We start from the raw sequence: 25521 nt of genomic DNA on the forward strand, positions 1-25521 counted from the left end.
AGGTGCGGCTTTAGCCGCACACCATGCGTGGATGGCCGACTGAAGCCGGCCATCCACCGGCGCCCCACTCACGACTTTCCATTTCTGCAACCATGCTCCTGATCGAATCCCTCTGCCCCGCCGACACCCCTGCCAGCGAAAAGCTGATCCTCGATTTCGACGCCCGCACCAAGAGCCGTCTGCGCACCAAGCTCGCCTCCGGTGAAGAGGTCGGGCTATTCCTGCCGCGCGGCACCATCCTGCGCGGTGGTGACAAGCTGCAAGCCAAGGATGGCCGCATCGTGGAAGTGATCGCTGCGCCCGAAGCCCTCGTCGAAGCCCGTTGCAACAGCGCTTTCGAGCTAGCGCGTACGGCCTACCACCTGGGTAACCGCCACGTCGCCGTGCAAGTGGGTGAAGGCGCGCTGCGCATCCAGCAGGATCATGTGCTCGAACACATGCTCGAAGGCCTCGGCGCAGAGTTGCTGCACATCGTCGCCGCATTTGAACCCGAAGCCGGCGCCTACGCGCCCGGCCATCATCATTCCGAACGCGGCGCCACCGAAGCCAAGATTCACGTGATGGGCGGCCATGCGTAACACCGTAGCCCGGATGCAGCGTAGCGGAATCCGGGGCCGGTGCCTCGACATGCTTCCCCGGATTCCGGCCAGCGGCCTTCATCCGGGCTACAGCGCATGAATCTGCAGCTCGTCCGACTCCTCCATCTGGCCAGCCCGGCTTTGCCCGTCGGTGCCTTCTCCTACTCGCAAGGTCTGGAATGGGCCGTCGAATCGGGCGCGGTCAGCTCGGAAGCCGCTGCGCAAGCCTGGATCCGCGATGCCCTGCATCTCGCGCTGGCGCGTTGCGAAGCGCCGGCCCTGATTGGCCTGCTGCGCGCCTGGAAAGCAGGCAACGCTGACGGAATCGCGCGTCTGAATGCCGAATTCATCGCCACCCGCGAAACCAGCGAATTGCGCGCCGAAACCCTACAGATGGGCTACTCGTTGGCGCGCTTGCTGCGCGACCTGCCGGATACGCCAGAGGCCACCAAAACCGCGTTGCTCGAGCTGCGCGAAATAGCCTTCCCCACTCCCTGGGCTGCTGCGGCGGCGCACTGGAACATCGACGAAACAGATGCAGCCAACGCCTATCTGTGGGCCTGGCTGGAGAATCAGGTGATGGCCGCCGTAAAGCTCGTGCCGCTGGGCCAGACCGCTGGCCAGCGCATGCTCGTCGCCCTGGCCGAAGACCTGCCCGCCCTCGCGCTTGAAGCCGTTCGCCGAGCGGATACAGAGGACTGGGAAAACTTCACCCCCGGCATGACGCTGGCGAGTTGTCAGCATGAGACGCAATACACCAGACTCTTCCGATCCTAAGAGGCCGTAGCAAAATGGTTCTGCCTTTGTTGCACCTCCTTGCCGTACCACTTGTACTGTCTGCGTCGGTACGCCGTGCCAGAACCGTTTCGCTGCGCTTCACTCCATTTTGTTACGACCTCATTGAGAACAGATCATGAACGCATCATCCCAACCCCTGCGCGTCGGCATCGGCGGCCCAGTCGGCTCCGGCAAGACCGCCCTGACCCTCGCCCTGTGCACCGCCCTGCGCGATAAATACAACATCGCGGTGGTGACCAACGATATCTACACCGCCGAAGACGCGCAGTTCCTCGTGCGCAACGAAGCCCTGCCCGCCGAGCGCATCCTCGGCGTGGAAACCGGCGGCTGCCCGCACACAGCAATCCGCGAAGATGCCTCGATCAACCTCGAAGCCATCGACCAGCTCAACCGCCGTTTCCCCGGCCTTGAAATCATTTTCGTGGAAAGTGGGGGCGACAACCTTGCGGCGACCTTCTCGCCCGAGCTCTCGGATCTCACGCTGTATGTGATCGATGTGTCGGCAGGCGACAAGATTCCGCGCAAGGGCGGGCCGGGCATCATGAAGAGCGATCTCTTGGTGATCAACAAGATCGATCTGGCACCACTGGTGGGTGCCTCGCTGGAAGTGATGGATCGCGACTCGAAGAAGATGCGCGGCACCAAGCCTTTCGTCTTCAGCAACCAGAAGACGGGCCAGGGCCTCGATGAAATCATCGCCTTCATCGAAACTCAGGGCATGCTGCGCACGGCTGCCTGACTGATCTAGCACCCAGCCCCGGCTGCTCGGCAGCCCGGGAAAGAGACTGCTTCAGCGCAGCCGGATATCCACGTAGAGCGGATCGTGATCCGAGCTGCGGAACGGATCCGGCTGATAGCGATCCGGGGCGCAGCTTCGGCAAGCCGGCTGACGAAACTCCAGGTTGTAATCCAGATAGACCGGCTCATCGGCATTGATATGCCAATGCCCTGCACTGACGATCCGAGGCCATAGGCTTTCGTTCGAGAGGGCATGATCGAGCGCGCCCGACTCTCCGTCGAACACGTAGGAATAGGGCTTCGTATCGAAACGCGCGATCTGGTCGACCAAGCCGTTATGAACCAGTTCCAGTACCGGCGCTTCGCGGGCATAGGCATTCAAATCGCCGATCAGCAATACATCCTGCGCACCGCTGCGCCGCTGCATGGCGCTGATGAAGGTGCGCGTCGCCTGCGCCTGCGCCACCCGCCGGGCATTCCAGCAACCCTGACCGTCGCCCAGATCCCCATCCAGGCTGCCGAGCTCAGACGGGCAACGCCCCTTGGACTTGAAGTGAGCCACGATCACGTTAAAGCGCCTCCCTTGCGCAACCAGGGTCTGCGCCAGCAAGGGGCGATTATGTACCGGGCGGCTATCGCTCACGCTTGCTCCGAGCGGCACAACCCGCGCGGGTCGATAGATCATTGCGCTGCGGATTGCATCACTCCCGGCTCCACCCTCCGGCAGAGACACGCTGGCATAAGTCCCGGCCCCCAGCCGCTCGTTCAACCCGGCCACCAGGTCCTGCACCGCTTCGTTGCCGCGATTCTCAACTTCCAACAAGCCCACCACATCCGCACTCAAGGCCACCAGGGCGTGGATGATCTTGGTGCGCTGACGCTGCAGCTCCATTGCGCTGTCGGCGCCGCGGCAATCATTGCGGGAAGCCCCGGGTCCGCAGTCCGCTCCGCTGCGATCCCGCGTAATGAAGTAATTCTGCAGATTGAAACTAGCGATGCGAAGGTCTCCCTTCGGCGCCGGAGGCAGCTCGGAACGCGGGTTGCCGCGCGTGAACAGGGGCGGTGTAAGGGGATGAAGGCGATACTCTGTCAGCCCGGCTCCCTCGTTGCCGGACAAGCCATAGTCGATCACGCCCAATAGCGACTGCACACGATCCCCGACACGCACCTGCCCCCCGCTGCCCGGATAGGGCGTGGGATCCGGATTCTGGCGGCTGCTGCCATCGTCCAGCACGATCCGCCGGCGAGCATTCTCCGTCGCCAGGGCCCGGGCCTCAGGCGACCCCGCCACGAACTGGCTGAGAGGGCGCATCAGGCGCCCACCTGCCGCCAGCGTAAGCTGGCCATAACGGCCGAGAAAGTAATTCTGGGTCACAGTCAGCAGCCCGGGCAATTCAACCAGCATGCCCTCCACCCGCTCAAGATCGCCCTCTACTGCCGGGGGAAACATGATCCGCTTCGGCACCAGTGACGGGCCCGAGCTCAGGATATCGACCTGCACACGCGTCAGTTCAGTATGCGGGTTGGCGCGCGCCAGAGCGCTGCTCTCCGGCACATACTCATTCACGACCCCCTGGACCCTGACCCGGTCTCCTGGCGTTACCCAGGGCATCAGCCCCTGATGCACATAGATGCCATCCGAAGTGGCTTCATCACCGTCACCGGTTTCATCCTGCATGAAGAAGCCAAGATTGGTGACCAGGCTCACGACCCCGGTGGTGGTAACCGTCTGCCCCTCCAGCGGGCTGCGCACGCCGCGCCCCTGGATCTGCGGGATCGACACGACCAGCGAGGGTTCTGCGGCCTCGGCAGCAAGGGCAAGACACAGAAAGGCAACAAGGAACAGCAAGACGTTTTTCATGCAATTCGGGGTACGGCCAGGCAGCCGCAAACTATACCTGCCCTGCACCCCACAAAACACATGCTTGCAAAGCAGGAATTTGCGTGCCATTGGCCGCGCGAATATGATTACTGCCCCGACTGTCGCACGGCGGATGATGCATGCGGCGGCCAGGGCCGGCCTGCGAATTCCGCGCCACGCGCAAGCTGACTCCTCCTGCGGCACGCCTCTCAATCCTCACGCCCCTCCCGGCCCGGGTCTGCTGAGTTCGGATCGCAGTTGTTTGCCCCTGCGAGCTGGCGCGACTTCGATGTACAGACCATGACCACCTACGATTCGACCCCTGCCCCATCCCGTCCCATGGGGCGCGAGGACTACAAGACTCTTTCCCTGTCCGCGCTCGGCGGCACGCTGGAGTTCTACGACTTCGTCATTTTCGTGTTCTTCTCGGCCACACTAGGCCGCCTGTTCTTTCCATCCACCCTGCCCGACTGGATGATCCAGCTGCAAACCCTGGGCATCTTCGCGGCCGGCTATCTGGCGCGCCCGCTGGGTGGCATCATCATTGCGCACTACGGCGACAAGCTCGGTCGCAAGCGCATGTTCACGCTGTCCATCTTCCTGATGGCGGCGCCCACCCTGCTCATCGGCCTGCTGCCGACCTATGAGGTCATCGGCGTAGCCGCCCCATTGTTGCTGCTCGCAATGCGCGTACTGCAAGGCGCCGCTATCGGCGGAGAAATGCCAGGCGCTTGGGTCTTCGTATCCGAACACGTACCGCCACGCCATTCCGGTTTCAGCGTCGGAGTGCTGACCTCAGGCATCTGCGGCGGCATCCTGCTCGGTTCGCTGATCGCGATCGCCATCAACCGCAGCTTCACGCAGGAAGAAATCGGCAGCTATGCCTGGAGAATTCCCTTCATCCTCGGTGGCCTGTTCGGATTCATCTCGGTGTATCTGCGCCGCTTCCTGTCAGAGACCCCGGTTTTCAAGGAACTCGCCGCACAGCGCGCGCTGGCCGAAGAAATGCCCGTCAAGACCGTGCTGCGCGAGCACCGCGCGGCCTGTCTGCTGACAGGGGCCTACACCTGGTCGCTGTCCACAGCCGTCGTGGTACTGATCCTGATGACGCCGACCCTGCTGCAGAAGATGCACCACATCGCGCCAGCCACTGCGCTCGAAGCCAACTGCGTCGGAACCCTGATGCTGGTGCTCGGCTGCGGCTTCTTCGGCTGGCTGGCTGATCGCGTCGGCATGCGTCTGACGCTGCTGATCAGCTGGGGCGGTCTCGCCCTGAGCGCCTATCACTTCTTCACCGTGCTGCCCGCCGGCGTGAGCTATGGCGAGCTGGTGTTCAATTACGGCCTGATGGGCTTCTTCGTTGGCGCCATCGCCACCATGGCCATTGTTGGCGTGCGCGCCTTCCCACCCATGATCCGTTACTCCGGCCTGTCCTTCGCCTACAACATCGCCTACGCGATCTTCGGCGGCCTGACGCCCGTGCTGACTCAGTTGTGGCTGCAGAAGGATGCGCTGGCCGGTGCACACTATGTGGCGCTGGTATCGGTACTGGCGATGCTGCTGGCCTTCACCTCGCTGGCAGCCTACGGCTGGGCTAACGAACACCGTCGGTAAGCTGACCGCGGGCCTGTCCCTGCTCGCTGGGGGCAGGCCTTCTGCAGGGGCACGTTCACCGAGCTGTTACAATTCCCGGCTTCGCACCCACACAGCAGGAAGCCCAGCTTGCAGCCCTTCAAGCCCCTCAGCGACCAGGAGCTCGCCGCTCATACCCCCATGATGCAGCAGTACCTCCGGATCAAAAACCAGCATCCGGACACCCTGCTTTTCTATCGCATGGGCGACTTCTACGAGCTGTTTTTCGAGGATGCCGAGAAGGCCGCACGGATGCTGGACATCACGCTCACCACGCGTGGCGCCTCAGGTGGCTCGCCGATCAAGATGGCCGGTGTACCGCACCATGCACTGGAGCCCTATCTCGCCAAGATCGTGAAGATGGGCGAGTCCGCCGTGATCGCCGAGCAGGTCGGCGAGCCGGGTGCCACCAAGGGGCCGATGGAACGCGCCGTCTCGCGCATCGTCACCCCCGGAACGCTCACCGACGCAGCCCTGCTCGACGAGCGCGCCGAAGCACCGCTGCTCGCCGTGCAACTCCATCGAGGTGTATTGGGCCTCGTGTGGCTGAACCTCGCCAATGGCGACTTCCGCCTGGTCGAGACCGAGCCCGAAAACCTGATCAGCCATCTGGAGCGATTGAGACCCGCCGAGGCGCTGATCCCCGAATCGCTCAAGCTGCCGGCGCTGGAAGCGCGCGTACCGGCCATCCGTCGCCTCGCGGACTGGCAGTTCGACGCCAAGACCGCGCAGGAACTGCTGACCACCCATTTCGGCACCCGCGATCTGGCCGGCTTCGGTGCCGAAGGTCTCAACGTGGCGCTGGCCGCCGCCAGTGCGCTGTTCGAGTTCGCACGCAGCACCCAGCGTCAGACCCTGGCCCACATCACCACGCTGAAGGTGGAGAGCGAGGGCGACTACCTGCGCATGGACGCGCAGACCCGCCGCAACCTCGAAATCTCCGAAACCCTGCGTGGCGACCCAGCCCCCACCCTGTTGTCGCTCTTGGACCTGACCGAAACCAGCATGGGCTCGCGCTGGCTGCGCCATGCCCTGCATCACCCGCTCGCCAGTCGCAATGCCTGCCGCGAGCGCCACGCGGTGGTCGGGGCACTGCTGGGTGACGCCGGTGACGGCCCGCTGAATGCGGTGGCCGCGGCCCTGCGCCCGATTGCCGATATCGAGCGCATCGCCACGCGCATCGCGCTGACCAGCGTGCGCCCGCGCGAACTCGCCGCGCTGCGCGAGAGCCTTGGCGCGCTCGACTCGGTACGCGCTCCGCTGCCGCAAGCGGATTCGAATCTCCTCAAACACATCCACATGGATCTGGAGACGCCGCTCGACACGCTCCTGCTGTTGAAGAGCGCGATTGCCGAGGACCCCGCCACCCAGGTACGCGACGGCGGCGTGATCGCCAAGGGTTATGACGCGGAGCTGGACGAGCTGCGCGACATCCAGAACAACTGCGGCGAATTCCTCATCGCGCTGGAAGCCCGCGAGCGGGAACGCACCGGCATCGCGACGCTGAAGGTCGAGTTCAACCGCGTGCATGGCTTCTACATCGAAGTCACCCACGCCAACACCGACAAGGTGCCGGAGGACTACCGCCGGCGCCAGACCATGAAGAATGCCGAGCGCTACATCACGCCCGAGCTGAAGGCCTTCGAGGACAAGGCTTTGTCGGCGCAGGATCGTTCCCTGGCGCGCGAGAAGATGCTCTACGAGGCGCTGGTCGCCCAGTTGGCACCCCAGGTGCCACGCCTGCAACAGATCGCCCACGCCGTCGCGCTGCTCGATGGCCTCAACGCCTTCGCCCAGGCCGCCGCACGCTTTGACTACCGCGCCCCCGAGCTTTCGGACGAGCCCGGCATCGAGATCACGGCCGGCCGCCATCCGGTGGTCGAGCGGCAGGTCGACGCCTTTATCAGCAATGACACGCGCCTGGCGCCGACGCGGCGCATGCTGCTCGTGACCGGCCCGAACATGGGCGGTAAATCGACCTACATGCGCCAGGTTGCGCTGATCGTGCTGCTCGCCCACTGCGGCAGCTTCGTGCCCGCAAGTCAGTGCCGGATCGGCCCGGTGGATGCGATCTTCACGCGCATCGGCGCCTCAGACGATCTCGCCTCCGGCCGCTCGACCTTCATGGTCGAGATGACCGAAGCCGCGGCGATCCTCAATGGTGCGACCGACAAGAGCCTAGTGCTGATGGACGAGATCGGCCGCGGCACCTCGACCTTCGACGGCATGGCGCTAGCCTATTCGATTGCCAAGCACCTGCTGGACAAGAATCTCAGCTATTCGCTGTTCTCGACGCACTACTTCGAGCTCACACGTCTGGGCCAGGACTACCCGGAGTGCGCCAACGTACATCTGGGCGCGGTAGAGCATGGCCACAGCATCGTCTTCCTGCACGCGGTACAGGACGGCCCCGCCTCGCAGAGCTACGGTATCGAAGTGGCGGCGCTGGCCGGCATTCCGCCTGCGGTGGTACGCGACGCAAAACGTCGCCTGCGGGCACTGGAAAACCGCGAAGTGGCGAGCGGCCCGCAGGATGACCTCTTCGCCTCGCTGCCCGAACCAGAACCCGCGCAGGTCAGCCATCCGGCCCTGTCGGCATTGGCCGAACTGGACCCAGACAGCATGACGCCGCGCGAAGCCATGGAAGCACTCTACGCGCTGCGCAAAACCCTGCAGCAATAAGCGCCATGAAGCACCCTGCCCTGCCGGCGCGCCAGTTACTGCACGCGCGCATCGCCACCAAGGCCCACTTCTTCATCTGCGGCCTGCTCTTCGCCACCTGGGGCGTGCATGTGCCCACCGTGAAGGCGCAGTTCGGCCTCAACGAGGCCCAGCTGGCCTGGCTGATGCTGGCTGCCGGCATCGGCTCGCTGATCTCGCTCACCCGCGTGGGCGGCTGGGTGGCACGCCACGGCGCGCGCCCGGTGGTGCTGTGCGGCGCCAGCGTGGTCTGTGCCAGCCTTGCCGCCCTGCTCTTCGCCCCCGGCTATGCGCTGCTGATGCTCTTGCTGTTTGCCTTCGGGCTGGGCAGCGGCGGCTTCGATGTGGCGATGAATGCCGAAGCCGTGGCGGTGGAACGCGAGATGGGCAAACCGATCATGTCGTCCTTCCACGGTTTTTTCAGCCTGGGCGGACTCGCGGGCGCGCTGATCGGCAGCTTCGTCGCCGGGGCCGGAATTCGCCCGGTGCTGCACGTTGCGCTCACCTGTGCGGCCGGTTTTGCCCTGGTGTGGTTTGCTGCCCGCGCCATGCTGCCCACCCACGCCACCCATTCGCCGGATGAGCAGCATCAGGGCTTCCGCCTGCCGCATGGCGTGCTGCTGCTTCTGGGCCTGCTGGCTGCACTGGCGCTAGTCAGTGAAGGTGCGATGTACGACTGGAGCACGCTCTACATGAGCCAGGAGTTGGCCAGCCCGGCCAGCATCGCCGCGCTGGGCTATGCCGCCTTCTCCGGCGCGATGGCGGCCGGCCGGTTCGGTGGCGACTGGTTACGCGCCCGCCTCGGCGCCAGCCTCACCTTGCAATGCTCGGCCTGGCTGGCTGGCGCGGCCATGCTGATGACCCTCGTGATCGGTGAGCGCTGGGCCGCGATTGGCGGTTTCGCTCTGGTTGGTCTGGGCCTTTCGAACGTGATCCCGGTGCTGTTCTCAGCCGCCGCCAGGGTGCCGGGCGTATCACCGGCCAGCGGCATCGCCGGCGTTTCCGGCATCGGCTATCTGGGCTTCATGTGCGGCCCGCCATTGATCGGCGCTATCGCCGAGCACAGCAGCCTCTCCAGCGGCCTGCTGGTGGTGGCCTTCTTTGCCGTCCTCGTGGCTTTGCTGACGCCCCATGCCATGCACGGCATCGCACGTCCGGACGCCGCCAGAGTTCCACACTGACGCTAGAGGCCAGCGCAGTACTGGCCTCTCTACGCACCGCCGGGCGCCCCTTCTAGAAAAAGGGTTTTCCCTGTTCAAGCCCCTGCTCCTGTCTGCCGCTATTTCTTGAAGCAAGCCCATCCCGGTAATGGATGGTCCGGCCGCATGTCATGCAAACCCGTCCGCTTCGCTGTGCCGGCGAGCGTCAGACCATGCGCCGCTCAACAGGAGAAGCGCATGTTCGGCCCTTCAAGAAAGCACGTTCAGGAAATCACGGAACTGCGCACCGAGCTTTCATCTCTGCGCGAAATTGCCTCAGCACTGGACCGCTGCGTGGCGCGTATCGAGTTCGGCAGCGACGGGGTGATCCGCAATGCAAATTCTCTTTTCTGTCAGACGATGGCTTATGCCGCCAGTGAAGTAATTGGCCGGGACCACCAGATCTTCTGCGAGCCTGCCTTCGCAAACAGCGATGAATATCGTGATTTCTGGCAGCGCCTACGCCGCGGCGAGTCTTTTACGGGCACGTTCCGCCGCCTGCGCAAGGATGGCGGTGTCGTGTGGCTGGAGGCCACGTATTTCCCGGTAAGCGATGCGGAGGGCAAGGTCTGCAAGGTGATCAAGATCGCCAGCGACGTCACGGAACGCGTCAAGACTGCAGAACAAAGCAAAGCCCTGCTTGATGCCCTCAACCGCTCGATGGCGGCCATCGAATTCGATATGCAGGGCCGGATCATCACCGCCAACCCGCCCTTCCTCGCCGTCATGGGTTACCGCCACGACGAACTCATCGGCCAGCATCACCGTATTTTCTGCACCGCCAGCCATGCCGCCAGTGCGGAATATGCTGAATTCTGGCGCGCCCTCAATAGCGGCCGGTTTTTCACCGGCCTCGTGGAGCGCGTCACGAAACAGGGGCAAACAGTCTGGCTTGAGGCCAGCTACAACCCGGTGCTGGATGAACAGGGCAAGCCCTGCCGGGTCGTGAAATTCGCCAGCGATGTCACACAGCGCGTGCTGCGCGCGCAGGCCGAGCATCAAAGTGCAGAAACTGCCAGCGAAGTTTCACTGCAGGCCGAAGCACTCTCCAACCATGGCAATCTGACCATCCGCGACACGATTGCGCAGATGGAAAAGCTGTCCTCCCAGATGAATGCCTCATCGAGTCAGGTGTATGGCCTGGGTGAGAAGACCAGCCAGATCACTTCCATCGTCAATACGATCAAGGAAATCGCCGACCAGACCAATCTGCTGGCCCTGAACGCCGCCATTGAAGCCGCACGTGCGGGGGAATCGGGGCGCGGCTTTGCCGTGGTGGCCGATGAAGTCCGCAAGCTTGCGGAGCGAACCAGTCTGTCCACCGGGGATATCTCGCGGATGATCAACGAGATCCAGAGCGAAACCCGCACGGTGATCGACAGCATGGACAAGAGCCTGCAGGGGGTTGAAGAAGGCACCCGCATGGTGTCGGAGGTCGGCACCACGATCCGCCAGATTCAGGACGGGGCGGGGAAAGTCGTCACGATCGTGCAAGAACTGAAGAAGGCGGCGGCACATTCAGCCAACTGAGCCCTCGCTCAGGGCACGTCAGTCAGACCGCTGCGCTGGTCATAGCTCTGCTGAGCGGCCAGGATGCCGGGCATGTTGGATTCGGCCCAGCGCGAAAGATGCTCGATGGTTTCGGCCAGCGTGTTGCCAAGCCCGGTCAACGAGTATTCGACCGTGACCGGCACCGTTGCAATCACGCTGCGCCCGATCAGGCCATCACGCTCGAGTTTCTTGAGCGTCTGCGACAAGACCTTTTGCGATACGCCATCCACCTCGCGGCGCAGCTGGTTGAAACGCAGGGTGCCGCCGCGCAGGCGGCCGATCACCAGCAGCGCCCACTTGTCCGCAAGGCGATCAAGCACCAGACGAGCCGGACAGTGACGAGAATAGACATCATAGGCGCCGGACATGCAGCGCTCACTCGAAGTCACTACAGACATGGTTTCTCCAAGGTAACCAGGTGAGTACAAAGTACCTTCTTGTTGACCTGGTTTCCAGAAGATACCATCCATCCAGACTCATCGCGAGCGAGCCAAACGCTCATGCCTGAAGCGATACAGATTTTCTCCCTAGCAGTGCCCAACCGAAAGGACGTCCTCATGAGCAAGATCGTCGTTGTGTATTTCTCCGGCTATGGCCATACCCGTCGCATTGCTGAAGCGGTTGCCGCAGGCGCCAGCGCATCGCTGCTTGCAGTCGACAGCGAAGGCAATATTCCGGAGGCAGGCTGGGATGAACTGGCAGCTGCCGATGGCATCATCTTCGGCGCGCCGACCTATATGGGTTCCGCCCCCTGGCAGTTCAAGAAATTTGCCGATGCCACCTCCAAGGCCTGGTTCACCCGCGCCTGGCAGGACAAGGTCTTCGGCGGCTTCACCAATAGCGCCAGCCTCAATGGCGACAAAGCCGTCACACTGATCAGCCTGCAGACCCTGGCTTCGCAGCACGGCGGCATCTGGGTGAGCCTCGGGCTGCCGCCGGCCAACACGCTGGCCTCCACTCGCCAGGACGTCAACAACCTCGGCGGCTCGGTTGGCCTGCTGGTGCAATCGCCATCCGACGCGGGCGCCGATGCCATTCCGCAAGGCGACCTGGATACCGCCGGAAAGTATGGCGCACGGGTGGCCGAAATCGCCTCACGCCTGAAGGCCTGAAGGCCTGAAGGCCTGAAGGCACTTGATACATCGCACGGGGCTGCCACGGCAGCCCCTTTTTTTTGGGGCGCAAACAGCCGACGACGTTATCGGCAATCTGGGCCGCCCTGCAGAATGGCCAAGAGGGGCTAATATGCTGAAGGGCGGCTTCAGATATCTGTCGCAGCGACCGTTATGACTGCATCCGCCTTCTTACGCCTGCCATGCTCCAGCCTCCCGTACAGCACCTCATCCGACTGCTGACTCTGCTCTTCTGCCTGCTCGGCAGCACCACACTCCAGGCAGAGATCTTCACCCTGACGGCGGCGGAGAGCGGGAGCGATCCGCGCACTTCCTACAACCTGAAACTGGTGAAGCTGGCGCTGGAGAAAACCCGCGCGGAATACGGCGATTACGAGATCCGGACCAGTGCGCCAATGAATACCGCGCGGGCCCTGGCTGAAGCCAGGGCCGGTAGCCTCACCAACCTGCTGGTGATGACCACTTTTCAGAATGCCTTGCTCGATCAGGGCCTGGACTACGCCCGCTTTCCGGTTGATTTCGGTGTGACTGGCTACCGCGTGTGCTTCGTCTCCCCGGCGGCCCATGATGCAATTGCCCGCCTCGAGAGCTTCGAAGAGTTACGCAAGTACACCATCGCCCAGGGCCTGGGCTGGGCGGATGTGAACATCCTGCGCCACAACCGACTCACGGTGCAGGAGGTTGGCAGCTACGAGAGCCTGTTCGGCATGGTAGCCGCCAGCCGGGTGGATCTTTTTTGCCGCGGCATCAACGAGCTGGAACCCGAGCTGAAGAGCCATGAAGGGCAATCGAACCTGTTGGTGGACAGCTCTTTCGCCCTGGCCTATCCCTTGCCGCGCTTTTTCTTTTCCAGCGCACGAAATGGCCCGGCCCTCCAACGGATTACCCGCGGCATGCAGAGGGCGTACAAGGACGGCTCCCTGCGCAAGCTCTGGCTGGCGGAGTTCCGCAGCGCCCTGGCATTTGCGCGCCTTGATCAGCGCCGCATCTTCCACCTGCAGAACCCGGATATCGGACGCATCGATTTCGATTACCAGAAGTATTACTTCGACCCCAAGAAGCCCTTCTGATTGCCCTTGGCCCTGGCCTGGCTCAGGCCGGCCAGCGCAGGGTGGCGCGCTTGTGCACCGCCAGCGGCACCACGCCGTATTCAGCGTCGGTCACGCCTTCCATCATGCTGCTGGCTGCCACCTGCAACTGACGTTCTTCGATCCGCGCACGGCGTTCGGCCACCAGTTCCGCGCGAGCCGGCGCTGCCGGTAAGGGGCGCAGGCGGCCGGCGAGAAAGTCTGGCGTGTCGAGCAGATCGATCCGGCGTTCGGCCAGTTGCACCCACAGCAGATCTCCATCGACCAGCGCACCGATACCGCCGCCCTCATAGGCTTCCGGCACCATGTGGCCCACGCAGGCACCCTTGGTCACGCCGGAGTAGCGGCCATCGGTAATCATGATCGAAGTCTTCTCGATCACCCCGTGATGGCGCATGTACTGGCTGGGCGCGAACATCTCGGGCATACCGAAGGCCTTCGGCCCTTGCCCGGCGATAACGAAGGCGAAAGCCAGCACGCCGCTGGTGATCATCTCGGTGACGCTCTGGTCGGCTGGTGCTCCCGCATGGCGACGGATTGCAGCGAGCAATTCGGGGGTCAGCGCCGGTCGTGCGGCGAGGCGTTCGACGAGATTGGTCGAGCGCAGGTCGTCGTTGCAGTCGATCTCGTTCTCGTAATAGCGCACCAGAAACACACGGCCATTGAAGCGCTGCCAGGACTCGCTGCTCATGCCGGCCACCTTCAGCGTGCAGGACGAGAAGAAGTTGCCGCGCATCACGTCGGTGCCGGAAATGGCGCGGATCGGCTGGATGCGGATCACCGACTTTTCCTGCGGCAGCTTTGGTGACACGGCCACCGGAATCGCCGCCACACGCTGGCGCCAGGTGAGGCCCGCCACCGTCGGCGCATCCAGATCCATCGGCACGCCCAGGTCGGTGAGCACCTTGAACAGGCTGGTCATGCCGTGATGCAGGCCGGCAGCGGCCTGCTGGGCCAGCACGAAGGTGTCGCGCCCCTCGGTGAGGCTGTGGGCGAACACATCCGGCACAGCGTGCGAATCGCGCACCCGAGCATAGTCGAAGAGACTCACGTCGAAACCGGCATGGCGCATCACGCAGGGCATGTGCAGCATCAGGTTGGAGGAACTGCCAGTCGCCCCGTGGATGCGGATGGCGTTGGCGTAGTTCTTCTCGAGCAGATTGCACACCGAATACTCGGGCTTGTTGAACATGCGGAAGAGCTGATCAACATTGCGCTGGACCACATCGGTGCCCGGCTCGTCGGTGAGCAGCTCGGATTCTGCCGGCACGAAACCGAGCGCCGCAACCAGGGTGCGCGAGGAGTTGCCGGTGCCATTGAAGGCGCAGATGCCGCCCTTGTCGTCACAGGTGGCGGCAGCCAGCTCGTTGAGGATCGCATCGGCTTCGGCACGCGTCACCAGGCTCTTCTCCTCGGCGCGCTGCAGATGGCCGAGAAAAGCTTCGTCCGACGAGCACTGCAGGATGTAGTGGCAGTTTTCCTCGATGTCCGCGGCAAGCTGGGCATCGCCGGCGGCGATGGCGGCATCCTGAATAGCCTGCAGCTTCTGGCGCGTGCGCTTCGGAATCGTGCCGCCCTTGAGCACATGCGCCGGCACGAAGATCGCCCACACCGGCGCGGTGCCGCGTGCAGGCTGACGCCGGGCGCGATCCGCCGAGGCGAGGCCGGAAAGGATGCCGGTCGGCGTTTTGTCGCAGCCCGACAGCACATAGGCCGCGTGGTAGCTGTGGCCCTCGAAATTGATGTTCACGGCGGTGGCCGTGTGGTTGCGCGAAGCCAGCGAGTAACTCTGGCCGATGTTGCTCTGCGCGGTGCCGTCGCAGATCACCGGGATGCCGAAGGTGAAGGGCACGCCACCGTTCTGCCAGATGCGCGCAGCGGCGCGCAGGCTGTGCTCGTAATCGAACATGTGCGCCGGATGATCCGGCGAGCCCTGAATGATCGCCACCCGCGGGCGATTGGCCGCGAGACGCGCCACGATCGCCTCCAGCGAATGGTCTCCCAGACCCGCGAACGCTGGCTCATCGCACAGAAGGTCATCCGCCCGGCGCAACAGCGCCCGCACCGTGATCGGCTCGTTGGCCAGACCCTGGATGCAGCTGCGATAGGGGTTGTAAGCCTCATCTATATGGAGGGTGGCGAACTCGGGGTTCACGACGGCGGTGTTGTCCATGGCGCTTTCTTCCTTCCGGACCAGCAAGGGCGAGACTGCCCATCGGCTGCGTTCCAGGTGATTGTAGTACAACCGTATGCAGACAGTAGTATCATGGAAAACACCTATGGGCTCATAAGAGTTTCATGCACTACATTTCACCCCAAGCCAGTCCGGTGTGCGAAAACGCTCCCGCCGCCGGGCCGGCACGACCGCAAGGAGAATCATCGTGAAACAACTGACCCCGCGCCTCGAACACGCCGTTGAATGGCTGATGGCGCTTGCTCTCGCCGTGATGGTGGTGGCCATCGGCGCCAACGTGGTGCTGCGCTATGTGTTCAACACCGGCATTCCAGCGGCCGAAGAGGTGGCCCGCCTGATGTTTGTGTGGATGATCTTCCTCGGCGCAATCCTGGCCCTCCACCGCGGCGCGCACCTGGGCATGGAGATCCTTCAGGCCCGCCTGCCCGCCGGCCTTCGCCGCAGCTGCGCAATCGTGAGCCATCTGCTGATGCTCTACGCGCTGTGGCTGTTCCTCGAAGGCAGCTGGAGCCAGACCGTGATCGGGCTCGACACCTACTCCACCGTGCTGGGCTTTCCCACCGCGCTGATGGCAAGCAGTGGCCTCGTCTGCGCGCTGGTCATGCTGCCGATGGTGGGCCTGAACCTGTGGCGCATCGTGACCCGCCATCCGCTCGCCCGTATCCCGGGCGAGCCGCAGGCCCACGAACACGCCCCCGCCTCCGAACCTGAAGTCAGCCAATAAAGGACGCCGATCATGACGCTCGCTGTATTCCTCGGCTCCCTGCTTGGCCTGATGTTGCTGGGCATGCCGATTGCCTTCGTGCTGGTGCTCACCGGCGTGGCATTGATGTTCCATCTGGACTTCTTCGATGCCCAGCTGGTCGCCCAGAACCTGCTCTCGGGTGCTGACAGCTTCCCACTGATGGCGGTGCCCTTCTTCATCCTCGCCGGCGAACTCATGAATGCCGGCGGCATTTCACGGCGGATCATCGATCTGGCCGTGACGCTCGTAGGCCACATCAAGGGCGGCCTCGGCTATGTGACCATCGCCGCCGCCGTACTGCTAGCCAGCCTCTCAGGTTCGGCAATTGCCGACACCGCCGCACTCGCCACCCTGCTGGTGCCGATGATGCGCAACCACGGCTACCCGGTGCCGCGCTCGGCCGGCCTGATCGCCGCCGGCGGCATCATCGGCCCGATCATTCCGCCCTCGATGCCCTTCATCATCTTCGGCGTCACCACCAACACCTCGATCACCAACCTCTTCCTCGCCGGCATCGTGCCGGGCGTGCTGATGGGCCTGGCGCTGATCTTCGTGTGGGCACGTCTGGCCAAGAACATGGACGTGACGCCGCAGCCGAAATGCACCTGGGGCCAGCGCGGCCAGGCAGTGGTCAAAGGCCTGTGGGCGCTGATGCTGCCCGTGATCATCCTCGGCGGTTTGCGCGGCGGGTTCTTCACGCCGACCGAAGCCGCTGTGGTGGCCGCCGCCTACTCGATGTTCGTGGCGATGGTCATCTACCGCGAGGTCAACTTCAAGCAACTGGTGCATCTCCTGATCGATGCCGCCCGCACCACCAGCACCGTGATGTTCCTGTGTGCCGGGGCGCTGGTGTCGTCCTACATGGTCACGCTGGCCGATCTGCCGCAGCAGGTCACCGAGTTCCTCGGCCCGCTGATGCAGGACCCGCGCCTGCTGATGGCCGCGATCATGCTCCTGCTGTTGGCCGTGGGTACCGTGATGGATCTGACCCCGACCATCCTGGTGATGGGCCCGGTGCTGCTGCCGATCGCGCTGAAAGCCGGTATCGACCCGACCTATTTCGGCGTGATGTTCGTGCTCGTTGGCACCCTCGGCCTGATCCACCCGCCGGTGTGCACCGTGCTCAACGTGGTCTGCGGTATCTCCAAGATCTCGCTCGAAAGTGCCACCAAAGGCATCTGGCCCTTCCTGCTGGTCTACATCGTGCTGATCGCACTCTTCGTGGCCTTCCCGGGAATCATTACCGCCCCGATGGCCTGGTACCGCTGATCTGGAAACCGTTTCGTATCCCCCTCTTCCGCAGTGGAGGAGGGGCGCTTCAAGAAGCCGCTTCGCGACTTTGCTCTCAACCCCGCATCCGCTGGAGGAATCATGAACCGTCTCTTCAAATCCATCATCATCGGTCTGGCTGTGGCCGGCAGCCTCGCCTCCGCCCAGGCGGCCGACTTCAAGCCGCGCATCGTGCGCTTTGGCTACGGTCTGGCGGAAGACAGCAACCAGGGCCGTGCGGTGAAATATTTTGCCGACGAAATGAGCAAGCTTTCCGGCGGCAAATGGAAGGTCAAGGGCTTCGGCGCTGCCAGCCTGGGCAGCGATCCGCAAATGCAGAATGCATTGATCGGCGGCGCGCAGGAAATCATGGTCGGCTCCACCGCCACCCTGGTCGGCATCGTTAGCGACTTCGGCGTGTATGACCTGCCTTTCGTCTTCGCCAACGAGAAGGAAGCCGACACCGTGCTCGACGGCCCCTTCGGCCAGAACCTGATGGCCAAGCTGCAGGCCAAGGGCATGGTCGGCCTGACCTACTGGGAAAACGGTTTCCGCAACCTGACCAACTCCAAGCGCCCGGTCAACAAGATGGAAGACATGGCCGGCATCAAGCTGCGCGTGATGCAGAACCCGGTCTACATCGACATGTTCAAGGGCTTCGGCGCCAACGCCGTACCGCTGGCCTTCTCCGAACTCTTCACCGCACTCGAAACCGGCGCCGTGGATGGTCAGGAAAACCCGGTGACGACCATCGAATCCTCCAAGTTCTACGAAGTGCAGAAATACCTGTCCATGACGCGCCACGTCTACAGCCCGTGGATCGTGACCGTGTCGAAGAAGTGGTACGACGGTCTCTCCGCCGACGAAAAGGCCGCGTTGCAGAAAGCCGCCATCGCCTCGCGTGATTTCGAGCGCAAGGACAGCCGCGCCGCCTCCATCAAGGCCATGGAAGTGCTCAAGCAGAAGGGCATGCAGATCACCACGCCGAGTGACGCCGAGCTGGCCCGCATGCGCGCCACAACCACCGCAGCGGTCGACAAGTTTGCTGCCGACGGCCACACCCAGGTCGTGAAGGATCTGCAGACCGAACTGGCCAAAATCCGCAAATAAGCCGGAAGCCGCATCGGGCCACGCCATGTGGCCCGATGCGCTTGCGCTTCCCTGCTAGGATACCGGCTGCCTGAAAACCTGAAGGAAACCGCCGTGAGCCCCAAGCTGACGAAGACCGACCGCCTGATCCATGCCTTCGGCCGTGACCTCGTCCAGGGCGTGTTCACGCCGGGCGCCGCCCTGCCCTCCGAAGCCGAGCTGTGCGAGCGCTACGACACCTCGCGCAACGTGATGCGCGAAGTCATCAAGGTGCTCGCCACCAAGCGCCTGATCGATGCTCAGCGCTACCGTGGCCTCGTCGCCATGCCACGCGAGCAGTGGAATTACCTCGACGCCGACGTGCTGGAATGGGCGCTTTCCGGCGATGCCGACCCGGCCCTGATCGCCTCCCTGATCGAAGTGCGCAGCCTGATCGAGCCAGCCATTTCGCGCTGGGCCGCCGAGCGTGCCACCGCGGTCGATCTGGTCGCCATCGAAGCCGCACTCAACGGCATGAAGGCCAACACCACGAACCGTGACGCCTTCATGGAAGCGGACATCGCCTTCCACCGTGCGATTGTCGCTGCCACCCACAACTTCGTGGTCCAGCAACTGGCCGATGCGATCAGCGCCCTGCAACGCGCGATCTTCGACCACACCTATCTCTCCGAACCCGGCCACATGGCGCTCACGATCAAGGAGCACAGCGATCTCTTCGACATGATCCGCATGAAGAATCCGGTCGCCGCCGAAGATATGGCTCAGGGAATGATCTCGCGCACTGCCAGCCGCGCCCATATCAAGCTCGAGAGCGCGGCCTGATCAAACGCGGCGGAGTCCAAAACTGCTAGGCTTGCCGCCATCGTTTTTCCTTGCCGGACCTGCCTCATGAATCAGACCCCCAGTTCTTTCGCCGAGATCGTCACTAGTCGTCGCTCGATCCGCCGTTTCCTGCCCGACCCCGTTCCGCGTGACACCCTGCTCGCCCTGCTGGACCTTGCCGCGCGCGCGCCCAGTGGCGTGAATACCCAACCCTGGCATGTGCATGTTGTGACCGGAGCGGCGAAAGAAGCCCTCAGCGCAAAGATTCTCACCGAGTACGAAACCCCCAGCTTCGAGCACAAGGGCGAGTACGCCTACTACCCGGAATCCTGGGGCGAGCCCTATCTGGGCCGCCGCCGCCACACCGGGCTGGCGCTCTACTCCCTGCTGGAAATCGACAAGAAAGACACCGCCCGGATGCGCCAGCAATGGGCACGCAACTACACCTTCTTCGACGCTCCGGTGGGCCTGATCTTCACGATCGACAAGGTGCTCGGCCAGGGCAGCCTGATCGACTACGGTGGCTTCCTGCAGACCCTGATGCTCGCTGCCCGCGCGCATGGCCTGCATACCTGCGTGCAGGCGGCCTTCTGCGAATACCATCCGATCGTGAAACAGCAGCTTGGCATCCCGGACGATCAGATGGTCGTCTGCGGCATGTCGCTGGGCTATGCCGACGAAAGCGCTCCCGAAAACACCCTGGAGCTGCCGCGCATCCCGGCAAGCGAGTTCACCCAGTTTCACGACTGAAGAACGAGCCATCGGCTCACGTCGCACCCAGACAAACTCACAATCCGCACACGCATGAAAAAGGGGCAGCCGAGGCTGCCCCTTTCTTTAACCAGTGTGCACTGACACTCAGGGCTTGGGGGCCCAGCCGATGGCCGAGAACACCTGCTCGCGGGTGGCGTAAGGCGCGGCCTCTGCAGCACTCAGGCCACGGGCAGCAGCTACACGACCGCCAACGTTGAGCGGGGCACCCTGCAAGGTGGCGCTGGCATATTCGCGCCAGCCGGCCTTCTCGCTGGCCTTGGCCGGATTCGGCAGCGGGTTCAGCCACCAGCCTTCGGGCGCGATGTGCTTGTCCATCCGGCTATTCACGAACACCACATTGTCAAAGTAGTTCGGGCTGCCGGCACTGCGGGCGAGCACGGTGGAGCCATCGGGCACCCCTTCCTCCCGGGTCAGGCGGCTGTTGAGGAAAACGTAGCCCTTGTCCACCGCAGTGCTCACGCGGGCCTGCAGCACATAGCCGCCCTTGCTTGCATCGGTGGAATCGACCACGGTGCGGATTTCACTGTTCTCGAACAAGGCTGCCTTGGAGCTGCCCCAGATGAAGTCCACGTCCCCCGCCACCAGGGTGTTGTAAAACCAGCTGTAGGCGTTGAGCTGCAGGGTGTCCTGACGACTGATGAAGTTGGCGTTCTTCGCGATCAGACGTTCCTTGTCGCCCATGAAGAAAATCGTCTCGGCCTGGCCATTCACGCCCAGACGCTTGTAATGCGTGTTCTTCAGGGTCAGGCGATCAATCACCAGCATGTCGGCATTGCCCACGGCAAACACCGCGCGCCCGCCGCCACTGGCCACCGGCTTGTTCATGCCGATGGAAAGGCCGGTATTGAGAGACTCGTAGTTATCAAACTGGATCACCGTAGCTTCGCGGCTCTCGCCCTGAATGCTGACGTTATCCTTGCCACGCAGGAACAGGATTTCCTCATAGCTGCCTTTCTTCACGCTGATGCTGACCGGCGTTTCCTTCGGCAGTTTCATGGCGTGGTCGAGCGCCCCCTGCACGCTGCGATAGTCAGCCTTGCTGCCATCGTCATCTACCGTCAGCCGGGTCAGTGAGGCAGCCGGCGCTTTCTTGGTGACAAAGCTCCAGCCGGCCTTCTTGCCCAGCCCGGTGAAGGGCTTGCCAGCGAGTTTGGCGTCCTTCACCAGATTGTCGGACAGCGCCACGTAGTAGGCCGTGTTGTACTCCAGCTTGCCGTTGTGCGGACGCACGACGAGCTTGTTGCCGACAACGCGCATCAGCGGCATGTTCACGCCACGGTAGAAACCATCCGGCGAGGGGCCAAAGACATTGCCTTCGCCCTTCGGACGGATGACGTCGACCAGTTGATCATCGCTGGCGCGGAAGATGCGCAAGGAGCCGATGCTGTTGAGCACCGGTGGCGCATCGAAGCTCAGGGCCAGTTCGCCATCGGCATACGCAGCCTTGCTGCCCGCGGCCGGCTCGGTTTTCTTTGCTAGATTGCCGTAGCTGGCGGCAGAGAGCGCAAAGGCAGGTTCGATATTGGCTTTCACCGAACGTTGCAGAGCCGGGTTGCTACCACTCTTGAAGGTGATGCTGGCCGAGCCAGCACTCAGCGCACGCAGGCTGACCTGGTTGCCGTGCTGGGTCACAGCCACCACCTTCGGGTCACTCGATACCACGCTGAAGCTGTCCGCCGAAGAATCCGTCTTGGTGGCGGACACTTCGATCACGCGCTCCGCGCCTCCCACTTCACCGTTCCACTCTCCCGGCTGATCCAGCGAAAGCAGGACCGGCTTGACCCTGGCATCGCCCACCACGATATCGTCGATGGCGAAAGAGCGGTTGTCCAACCACAGGCCCAGCTTGCCCGGCCCTTTGATGCTGGCATCGGTGAAGCTGCCGGTGAGGTCATCATCGATATAGAAACTGAGCGTATCGCCCTTCATTTCCATACGCAGCTTGTACCACTGGTCATTCACGATGCTACGGGTCGGGAACTGGCGTGCGCGCAGCCACTTGCCACCATTGGCCTTGTGAAACTCGACCTTGGAGCTGGCGCTGTTCTGCACGTTGAGGCAGCCGCCATACCAGTTGTTCACATCCTGATAGCGCCCCAGCAGGCACAGGAACTTGTTGCTGGTCTGATTGTTGATCGGCTTGATGCGGGCTTCAACAAAGTAATCCGCAGTCTTCACGCCCGCGAAAGCCTCGCTCTTGAGCGCAGCCACCACGCCCTTGCTCTGGCCAGCGTCATATTGCATGAAGCTGTTACCGGCCTCCGTTTTCACGATGGCCACGCCATCGGCCTTGCCGATAGTGGCAGCGCCCCCCGCCGGGAGCAGATCCCAGCGTGCCAGCGTGCCACTCTCGAAGTTTTCGCAGAACCAGATCCCTGGCGCGCATTGCGCAGCCGCAGCCGGCGCAGCAGCGGGCGGGCTGCCCCCCTGCGGAACGGCGCAGGCCGCCAGCAAGGCGGCTGAAACTGCTGCGGCAGCCCGTGTGATTTGACGCAGAGAAGAAGCCATCACATCCCCTTTATTTGGTGAAAAACAGCCCGCCATACGCAGGGCTGGAACCGGTCGCATGTTACACCTGCGCTAGGGCTGCCACGCCCGGCCATCCACACTCCAGGCCGAGTCCGGCACTTCGGCGTGGCCCTGCCGCAACAGGCGCCGGCCGCTCACCACGTCAGCCTGTAACTGCAATACCCCAACGCTGGCGCGGACCACATCCCCCTGCAACGTGGCCTCGCCACCCAGGCCGAGAATCCGCTGCCGCTCGCGCGCAAAGACTTGCTCGTCAGCCAGGCCTTCGCCAGCCCAGGCCCACATCGCCAGCGAGGCCCGCTGATCCGTCGCCTGCGGCGAATGCACGGCGGTAAGGCGCAAGGCCCGCCAGGCGAGTCCGTCGTTATGCAAGGTGAAACCGATCGGCGTCCCGGCCACATCCCAGGCAGCCAGCAGGCGTAGCGCGGCTACCGCATCACCGCGACGCACAAAGAGCGTGCGGCCCGCCGGTAGCGCAATCGCCTGCGGCTGGAAAACCTGGAAATCAAAACCGCCTAGCAGCGTCGCCCCTTCAGGCCCGACTTGCTCGAAGCGCAGATCACGCACCCGCAGCTCGGTTCGATTGGCACGCGTGGAGTACAGCCAGGCCTTGCACCACACCGCCCCCTCAGGCGCCGGCAATGTGAGTTCACGCATCGCAAATCCGTCTTGCCCACCCGCCACTTTGAGCGAATGCTCGCCGCCAATCAGGCGCCGCTCTGCATCGAGGTAGTTCAGGTAGAGAAAAACTTCGCCGCCCTGCAAGCTGGCAGCCAGGCGATAGCGTTGCCCACCCTGCACCGGAAAGCTCTGCGACACCCCAACGCCCTGCGCTTCATCGCGATCGCTCAGATGCAATTCATTCACGCCCTCGCGTGCTTCGACCTGCAGGAAGCTTGTGCGGCCATTCGGCGCGTAATCCGGTCGCCAGCGGCTGACGGCCCGGAACACGTCCAGGCGTTTGTCATCCAGCCAAAACTCGGCGTCCGCCGGCAGGGTCACTACTGACTCCAGTGCCACGTACTCAGGCTTACGCTCACGCACCGAGGCCAGGAACAACACCTCTCCCTCTCGCTGCACGCTGGTCAGGAAGGGCCGCAGGTGGAGCGCCTTCAGGTGACCGGAGCCCGCCTCCAGGGTCTTGTTCTGACCGTAGTAGTCACGGCGGCCATCCATGAAGAAGTTGATGATCGGTACATCCTGTCCGCCACCCAGATTAATCACCAACGGCGAGTTGTCATGCCCCGCGTAATAGCCGGACTCGGCCGAAGCGATGCTGAAACTGCGTCCCAGATAATGCGTATGGCGCTTTTCGGGCGCCTCTCCCCAGCGGGAAGACACCAGGCGCGGGAACGGTCCCTGCAGCCAGCGGCCGGCAGCGGGCGGCGGCGGCGCCCAGGCCAGGGCGGTGTAAGGGCCGCGTGCGGGCTGAACGGGCTCTCCCGTCCAGCCCGCACGCTTCACCCAGGCGTTCAAGCCACCCAGGTTGAAGAGCCGGTCATAGTCACGGCTATGAGTACCGCCGAGGCGCTGCGCCGGCGCATACCAGTTCAGCGCAACGTCATGCCACAGCAGATCCAGTGCCTCACGTGCTTCAGCACGCGCCTGCGGCTGGGCGGAAAGACGATGGATCAGGGCCAGGCTTTCGAGATCAACAGGGTAATAACTCGGGCTGAGGTACTCGTTGATTCCGGTGCGACGTGTATAGGCCAGCCATTCCGTCAGCATGGCGTAGCCCTGGCGGGCCAGCGCCTCGTCCTGCAGCCCTTCACCCAGCGCGATCAAGTTCCAGCATTTCATGAGCCAGATGTTGGTGTAGCTGATGGCCACCGCGTGCCGCGTCACACCGATCCGCGCCCACTCCAGCAAGCTTCGCAACTGCTGGCGTTCTGCCACGCCGAGCTGATCGCCATAGAGCAGCCAGGCCAGCGCCGTCATGCGCGTCACGAACTCCACCCCATTGCGATCCACCAATGTCTGATCGCCCTGATACCAGTGAATATTGCCGTAGCTGCGACTCGCAGTATCGCGATCAATTTGCGCATCAATGGCTGCCAGCAAGCGTGACTGCTGCGCGGGTTCCGACCCGCTGGCCAGCGCATCCAGCAGCAGCCCGGCCGTGTCGATTACGCTGGCATGCGGTTTCAGCTGCTCCCCGCTAAAGAAGCGTTGTTCGCGCTCTGCCACGCTCTCGCGCAGCGCCGCCAATGTCGCCTCATCGAAGCCAGGCTTCACAGGCGCTGCCAGGGCGAACAAGGGCAGCAGCAGGAAAGAGACAAGGAATGCGCGCATCGCAGGCTCCGCCAGGATAGAGCGGCGAGCATAGCGCAGGGCTCATGTGACATACGTCCCATGACAGTCATCTCTGCGCAAAAAATGCGCAACACGGCCGCGCCCCGCAGCAGAGCGGCCTTGGCCGGCTTTCGGATGGATTATCCACAGGCTTCTCCCCACATTGTGTGGAAAGCCCACCCGCTACCGCCCGGAAAACCGGGCCAGAAAGTCAGTTTTTCAAGCCCGGCTACTTGACAAAACCGATGCATAGCAAGGTAGGCACCCACCATCGAATGCAATCCGGATATCGTGCAATTCTTGCTCAGCACCGGATTAGTGAAGGGCTTCAAGCACTTGCCTCGCTTATCCTGCACTCATCCACAGGCTTCTCCCCATTTCGTGTGGATTCCCTAGCCACGAAGTCTGCGGCGGGCAACAAAAGCGTCCAAAAACAGCACTTTGCAGCTTGACCTTTATGGGCGCTCATGCAGGCCGACGCCCATTGGTACAACTGCTCATTTTCTGCCCGCTGCTCAAATTCCGAGGC

General features: G+C 63.2%; 19 protein-coding genes. 14 read left to right on the top strand and 5 right to left on the bottom strand.

Annotated features, from left to right (window positions below; translation table 11 throughout):
* Positions 1 to 92 precede the first annotated feature (92 nt).
* The 3 genes from ureE (at position 93) to ureG (ending at position 2115) form a co-directional block, all read left to right on the top strand.
* Complete coding sequence (ureE, locus tag Q3Y64_RS05610) at positions 93 to 578, top strand: urease accessory protein UreE (RefSeq protein ID WP_101941281.1); 486 nt, start codon at positions 93 to 95, stop codon at positions 576 to 578.
* 96 nt (positions 579 to 674) lie between these two features.
* Positions 675 to 1355 carry an urease accessory protein UreF gene (locus Q3Y64_RS05615; RefSeq protein WP_101941282.1) on the top strand — a complete coding sequence of 227 codons (681 nt, stop codon included), beginning with the start codon at positions 675 to 677 and terminating at the stop codon, positions 1353 to 1355.
* 136 nt (positions 1356 to 1491) lie between these two features.
* Entirely contained in the window at positions 1492 to 2115 is a 624-nt protein-coding gene (gene ureG / locus Q3Y64_RS05620; protein ID WP_303560420.1) for an urease accessory protein UreG, read from the top strand.
* A 51-nt stretch (positions 2116 to 2166) separates the two neighbouring features.
* On the opposite strand, the gene Q3Y64_RS05625 is transcribed toward ureG, so the two are convergent.
* Complete coding sequence (locus Q3Y64_RS05625) at positions 2167 to 3975, bottom strand: ExeM/NucH family extracellular endonuclease (RefSeq protein WP_303560421.1); 1809 nt, start codon at positions 3973 to 3975, stop codon at positions 2167 to 2169.
* 258 nt (positions 3976 to 4233) lie between these two features.
* On the opposite strand from Q3Y64_RS05625, the gene Q3Y64_RS05630 reads away from it, so the two are divergent.
* The 4 genes from Q3Y64_RS05630 (at position 4234) to Q3Y64_RS05645 (ending at position 11036) form a co-directional block, all read left to right on the top strand.
* Positions 4234 to 5589, top strand: coding sequence for an MFS transporter (locus Q3Y64_RS05630; RefSeq protein WP_303560422.1), 1356 nt, complete (start codon positions 4234 to 4236; stop codon positions 5587 to 5589).
* Positions 5590 to 5748: 159 nt separating this feature from the next.
* Positions 5749 to 8289, top strand: coding sequence for a DNA mismatch repair protein MutS (gene mutS, locus Q3Y64_RS05635; RefSeq protein ID WP_303560610.1), 2541 nt, complete (start codon positions 5749 to 5751; stop codon positions 8287 to 8289).
* 5 nt (positions 8290 to 8294) lie between these two features.
* Positions 8295 to 9488 carry an MFS transporter gene (locus Q3Y64_RS05640; protein ID WP_303560423.1) on the top strand — a complete coding sequence of 398 codons (1194 nt, stop codon included), beginning with the start codon at positions 8295 to 8297 and terminating at the stop codon, positions 9486 to 9488.
* A gap of 216 nt (positions 9489 to 9704) precedes the next feature.
* A complete protein-coding gene (locus Q3Y64_RS05645; protein WP_303560424.1) occupies positions 9705 to 11036 on the top strand; it encodes a PAS domain-containing methyl-accepting chemotaxis protein in 1332 nt (443 codons plus the stop codon).
* Between the two features lie 8 nt (positions 11037 to 11044).
* Here Q3Y64_RS05645 and Q3Y64_RS05650 read toward each other — a convergent pair whose 3' ends face one another.
* Positions 11045 to 11455 carry a helix-turn-helix domain-containing protein gene (locus tag Q3Y64_RS05650; protein ID WP_303560425.1) on the bottom strand — a complete coding sequence of 137 codons (411 nt, stop codon included), beginning with the start codon at positions 11453 to 11455 and terminating at the stop codon, positions 11045 to 11047.
* Positions 11456 to 11614: 159 nt separating this feature from the next.
* Between Q3Y64_RS05650 and Q3Y64_RS05655 the strand changes: the two genes are divergently transcribed.
* Together Q3Y64_RS05655 and Q3Y64_RS05660 are read left to right on the top strand one after the other, a co-directional pair.
* Positions 11615 to 12169 (top strand): NAD(P)H-dependent oxidoreductase, encoded by a 555-nt coding sequence (locus Q3Y64_RS05655; RefSeq protein ID WP_303560426.1) that lies wholly within the window; start codon positions 11615 to 11617, stop codon positions 12167 to 12169.
* A gap of 203 nt (positions 12170 to 12372) precedes the next feature.
* A complete protein-coding gene (locus Q3Y64_RS05660) occupies positions 12373 to 13260 on the top strand; it encodes a hypothetical protein (protein WP_101941288.1) in 888 nt (295 codons plus the stop codon).
* 22 nt (positions 13261 to 13282) lie between these two features.
* On the opposite strand, the gene Q3Y64_RS05665 is transcribed toward Q3Y64_RS05660, so the two are convergent.
* On the bottom strand, positions 13283 to 15451 hold the full coding sequence (locus Q3Y64_RS05665; protein ID WP_303560427.1) for a dihydroxy-acid dehydratase: 2169 nt from the start codon (positions 15449 to 15451) through the stop codon (positions 13283 to 13285).
* A gap of 208 nt (positions 15452 to 15659) precedes the next feature.
* Here Q3Y64_RS05665 and Q3Y64_RS05670 point away from each other — a divergent pair, with 208 nt between their 5' ends.
* From Q3Y64_RS05670 to Q3Y64_RS05690, 5 genes are all read left to right on the top strand, one after another.
* Entirely contained in the window at positions 15660 to 16196 is a 537-nt protein-coding gene (locus Q3Y64_RS05670) for a TRAP transporter small permease (protein ID WP_101941289.1), read from the top strand.
* 12 nt (positions 16197 to 16208) lie between these two features.
* The gene (locus Q3Y64_RS05675) at positions 16209 to 17486 is read left to right on the top strand and encodes a TRAP transporter large permease subunit (protein ID WP_101941290.1); all 1278 of its coding nucleotides are present in this window, start codon (positions 16209 to 16211) and stop codon (positions 17484 to 17486) included.
* 102 nt (positions 17487 to 17588) lie between these two features.
* Positions 17589 to 18596, top strand: a complete 1008-nt coding sequence (locus Q3Y64_RS05680; RefSeq protein WP_303560428.1) for a TRAP transporter substrate-binding protein — start codon at positions 17589 to 17591, stop codon at positions 18594 to 18596.
* A gap of 93 nt (positions 18597 to 18689) precedes the next feature.
* Positions 18690 to 19397: a FadR/GntR family transcriptional regulator gene (locus tag Q3Y64_RS05685; protein WP_254048193.1), complete on the top strand. Its 708-nt coding sequence runs from the start codon at positions 18690 to 18692 to the stop codon at positions 19395 to 19397.
* Positions 19398 to 19463: 66 nt separating this feature from the next.
* Positions 19464 to 20147: a nitroreductase gene (locus Q3Y64_RS05690; protein ID WP_101941292.1), complete on the top strand. Its 684-nt coding sequence runs from the start codon at positions 19464 to 19466 to the stop codon at positions 20145 to 20147.
* A 108-nt stretch (positions 20148 to 20255) separates the two neighbouring features.
* Here Q3Y64_RS05690 and Q3Y64_RS05695 read toward each other — a convergent pair whose 3' ends face one another.
* Together Q3Y64_RS05695 and Q3Y64_RS05700 are read right to left on the bottom strand one after the other, a co-directional pair.
* A complete protein-coding gene (locus Q3Y64_RS05695) occupies positions 20256 to 22679 on the bottom strand; it encodes a pectinesterase family protein (RefSeq protein WP_303560429.1) in 2424 nt (807 codons plus the stop codon).
* 72 nt (positions 22680 to 22751) lie between these two features.
* Complete coding sequence (locus tag Q3Y64_RS05700) at positions 22752 to 24992, bottom strand: hypothetical protein (RefSeq protein WP_303560430.1); 2241 nt, start codon at positions 24990 to 24992, stop codon at positions 22752 to 22754.
* Positions 24993 to 25521: the final 529 nt, after the last annotated feature.

This window comes from Uliginosibacterium sp. 31-12 (genome assembly GCF_030548425.1).
Taxonomy (GTDB): Bacteria; Pseudomonadota; Gammaproteobacteria; order Burkholderiales; family Rhodocyclaceae; genus Uliginosibacterium; species Uliginosibacterium aquaticum.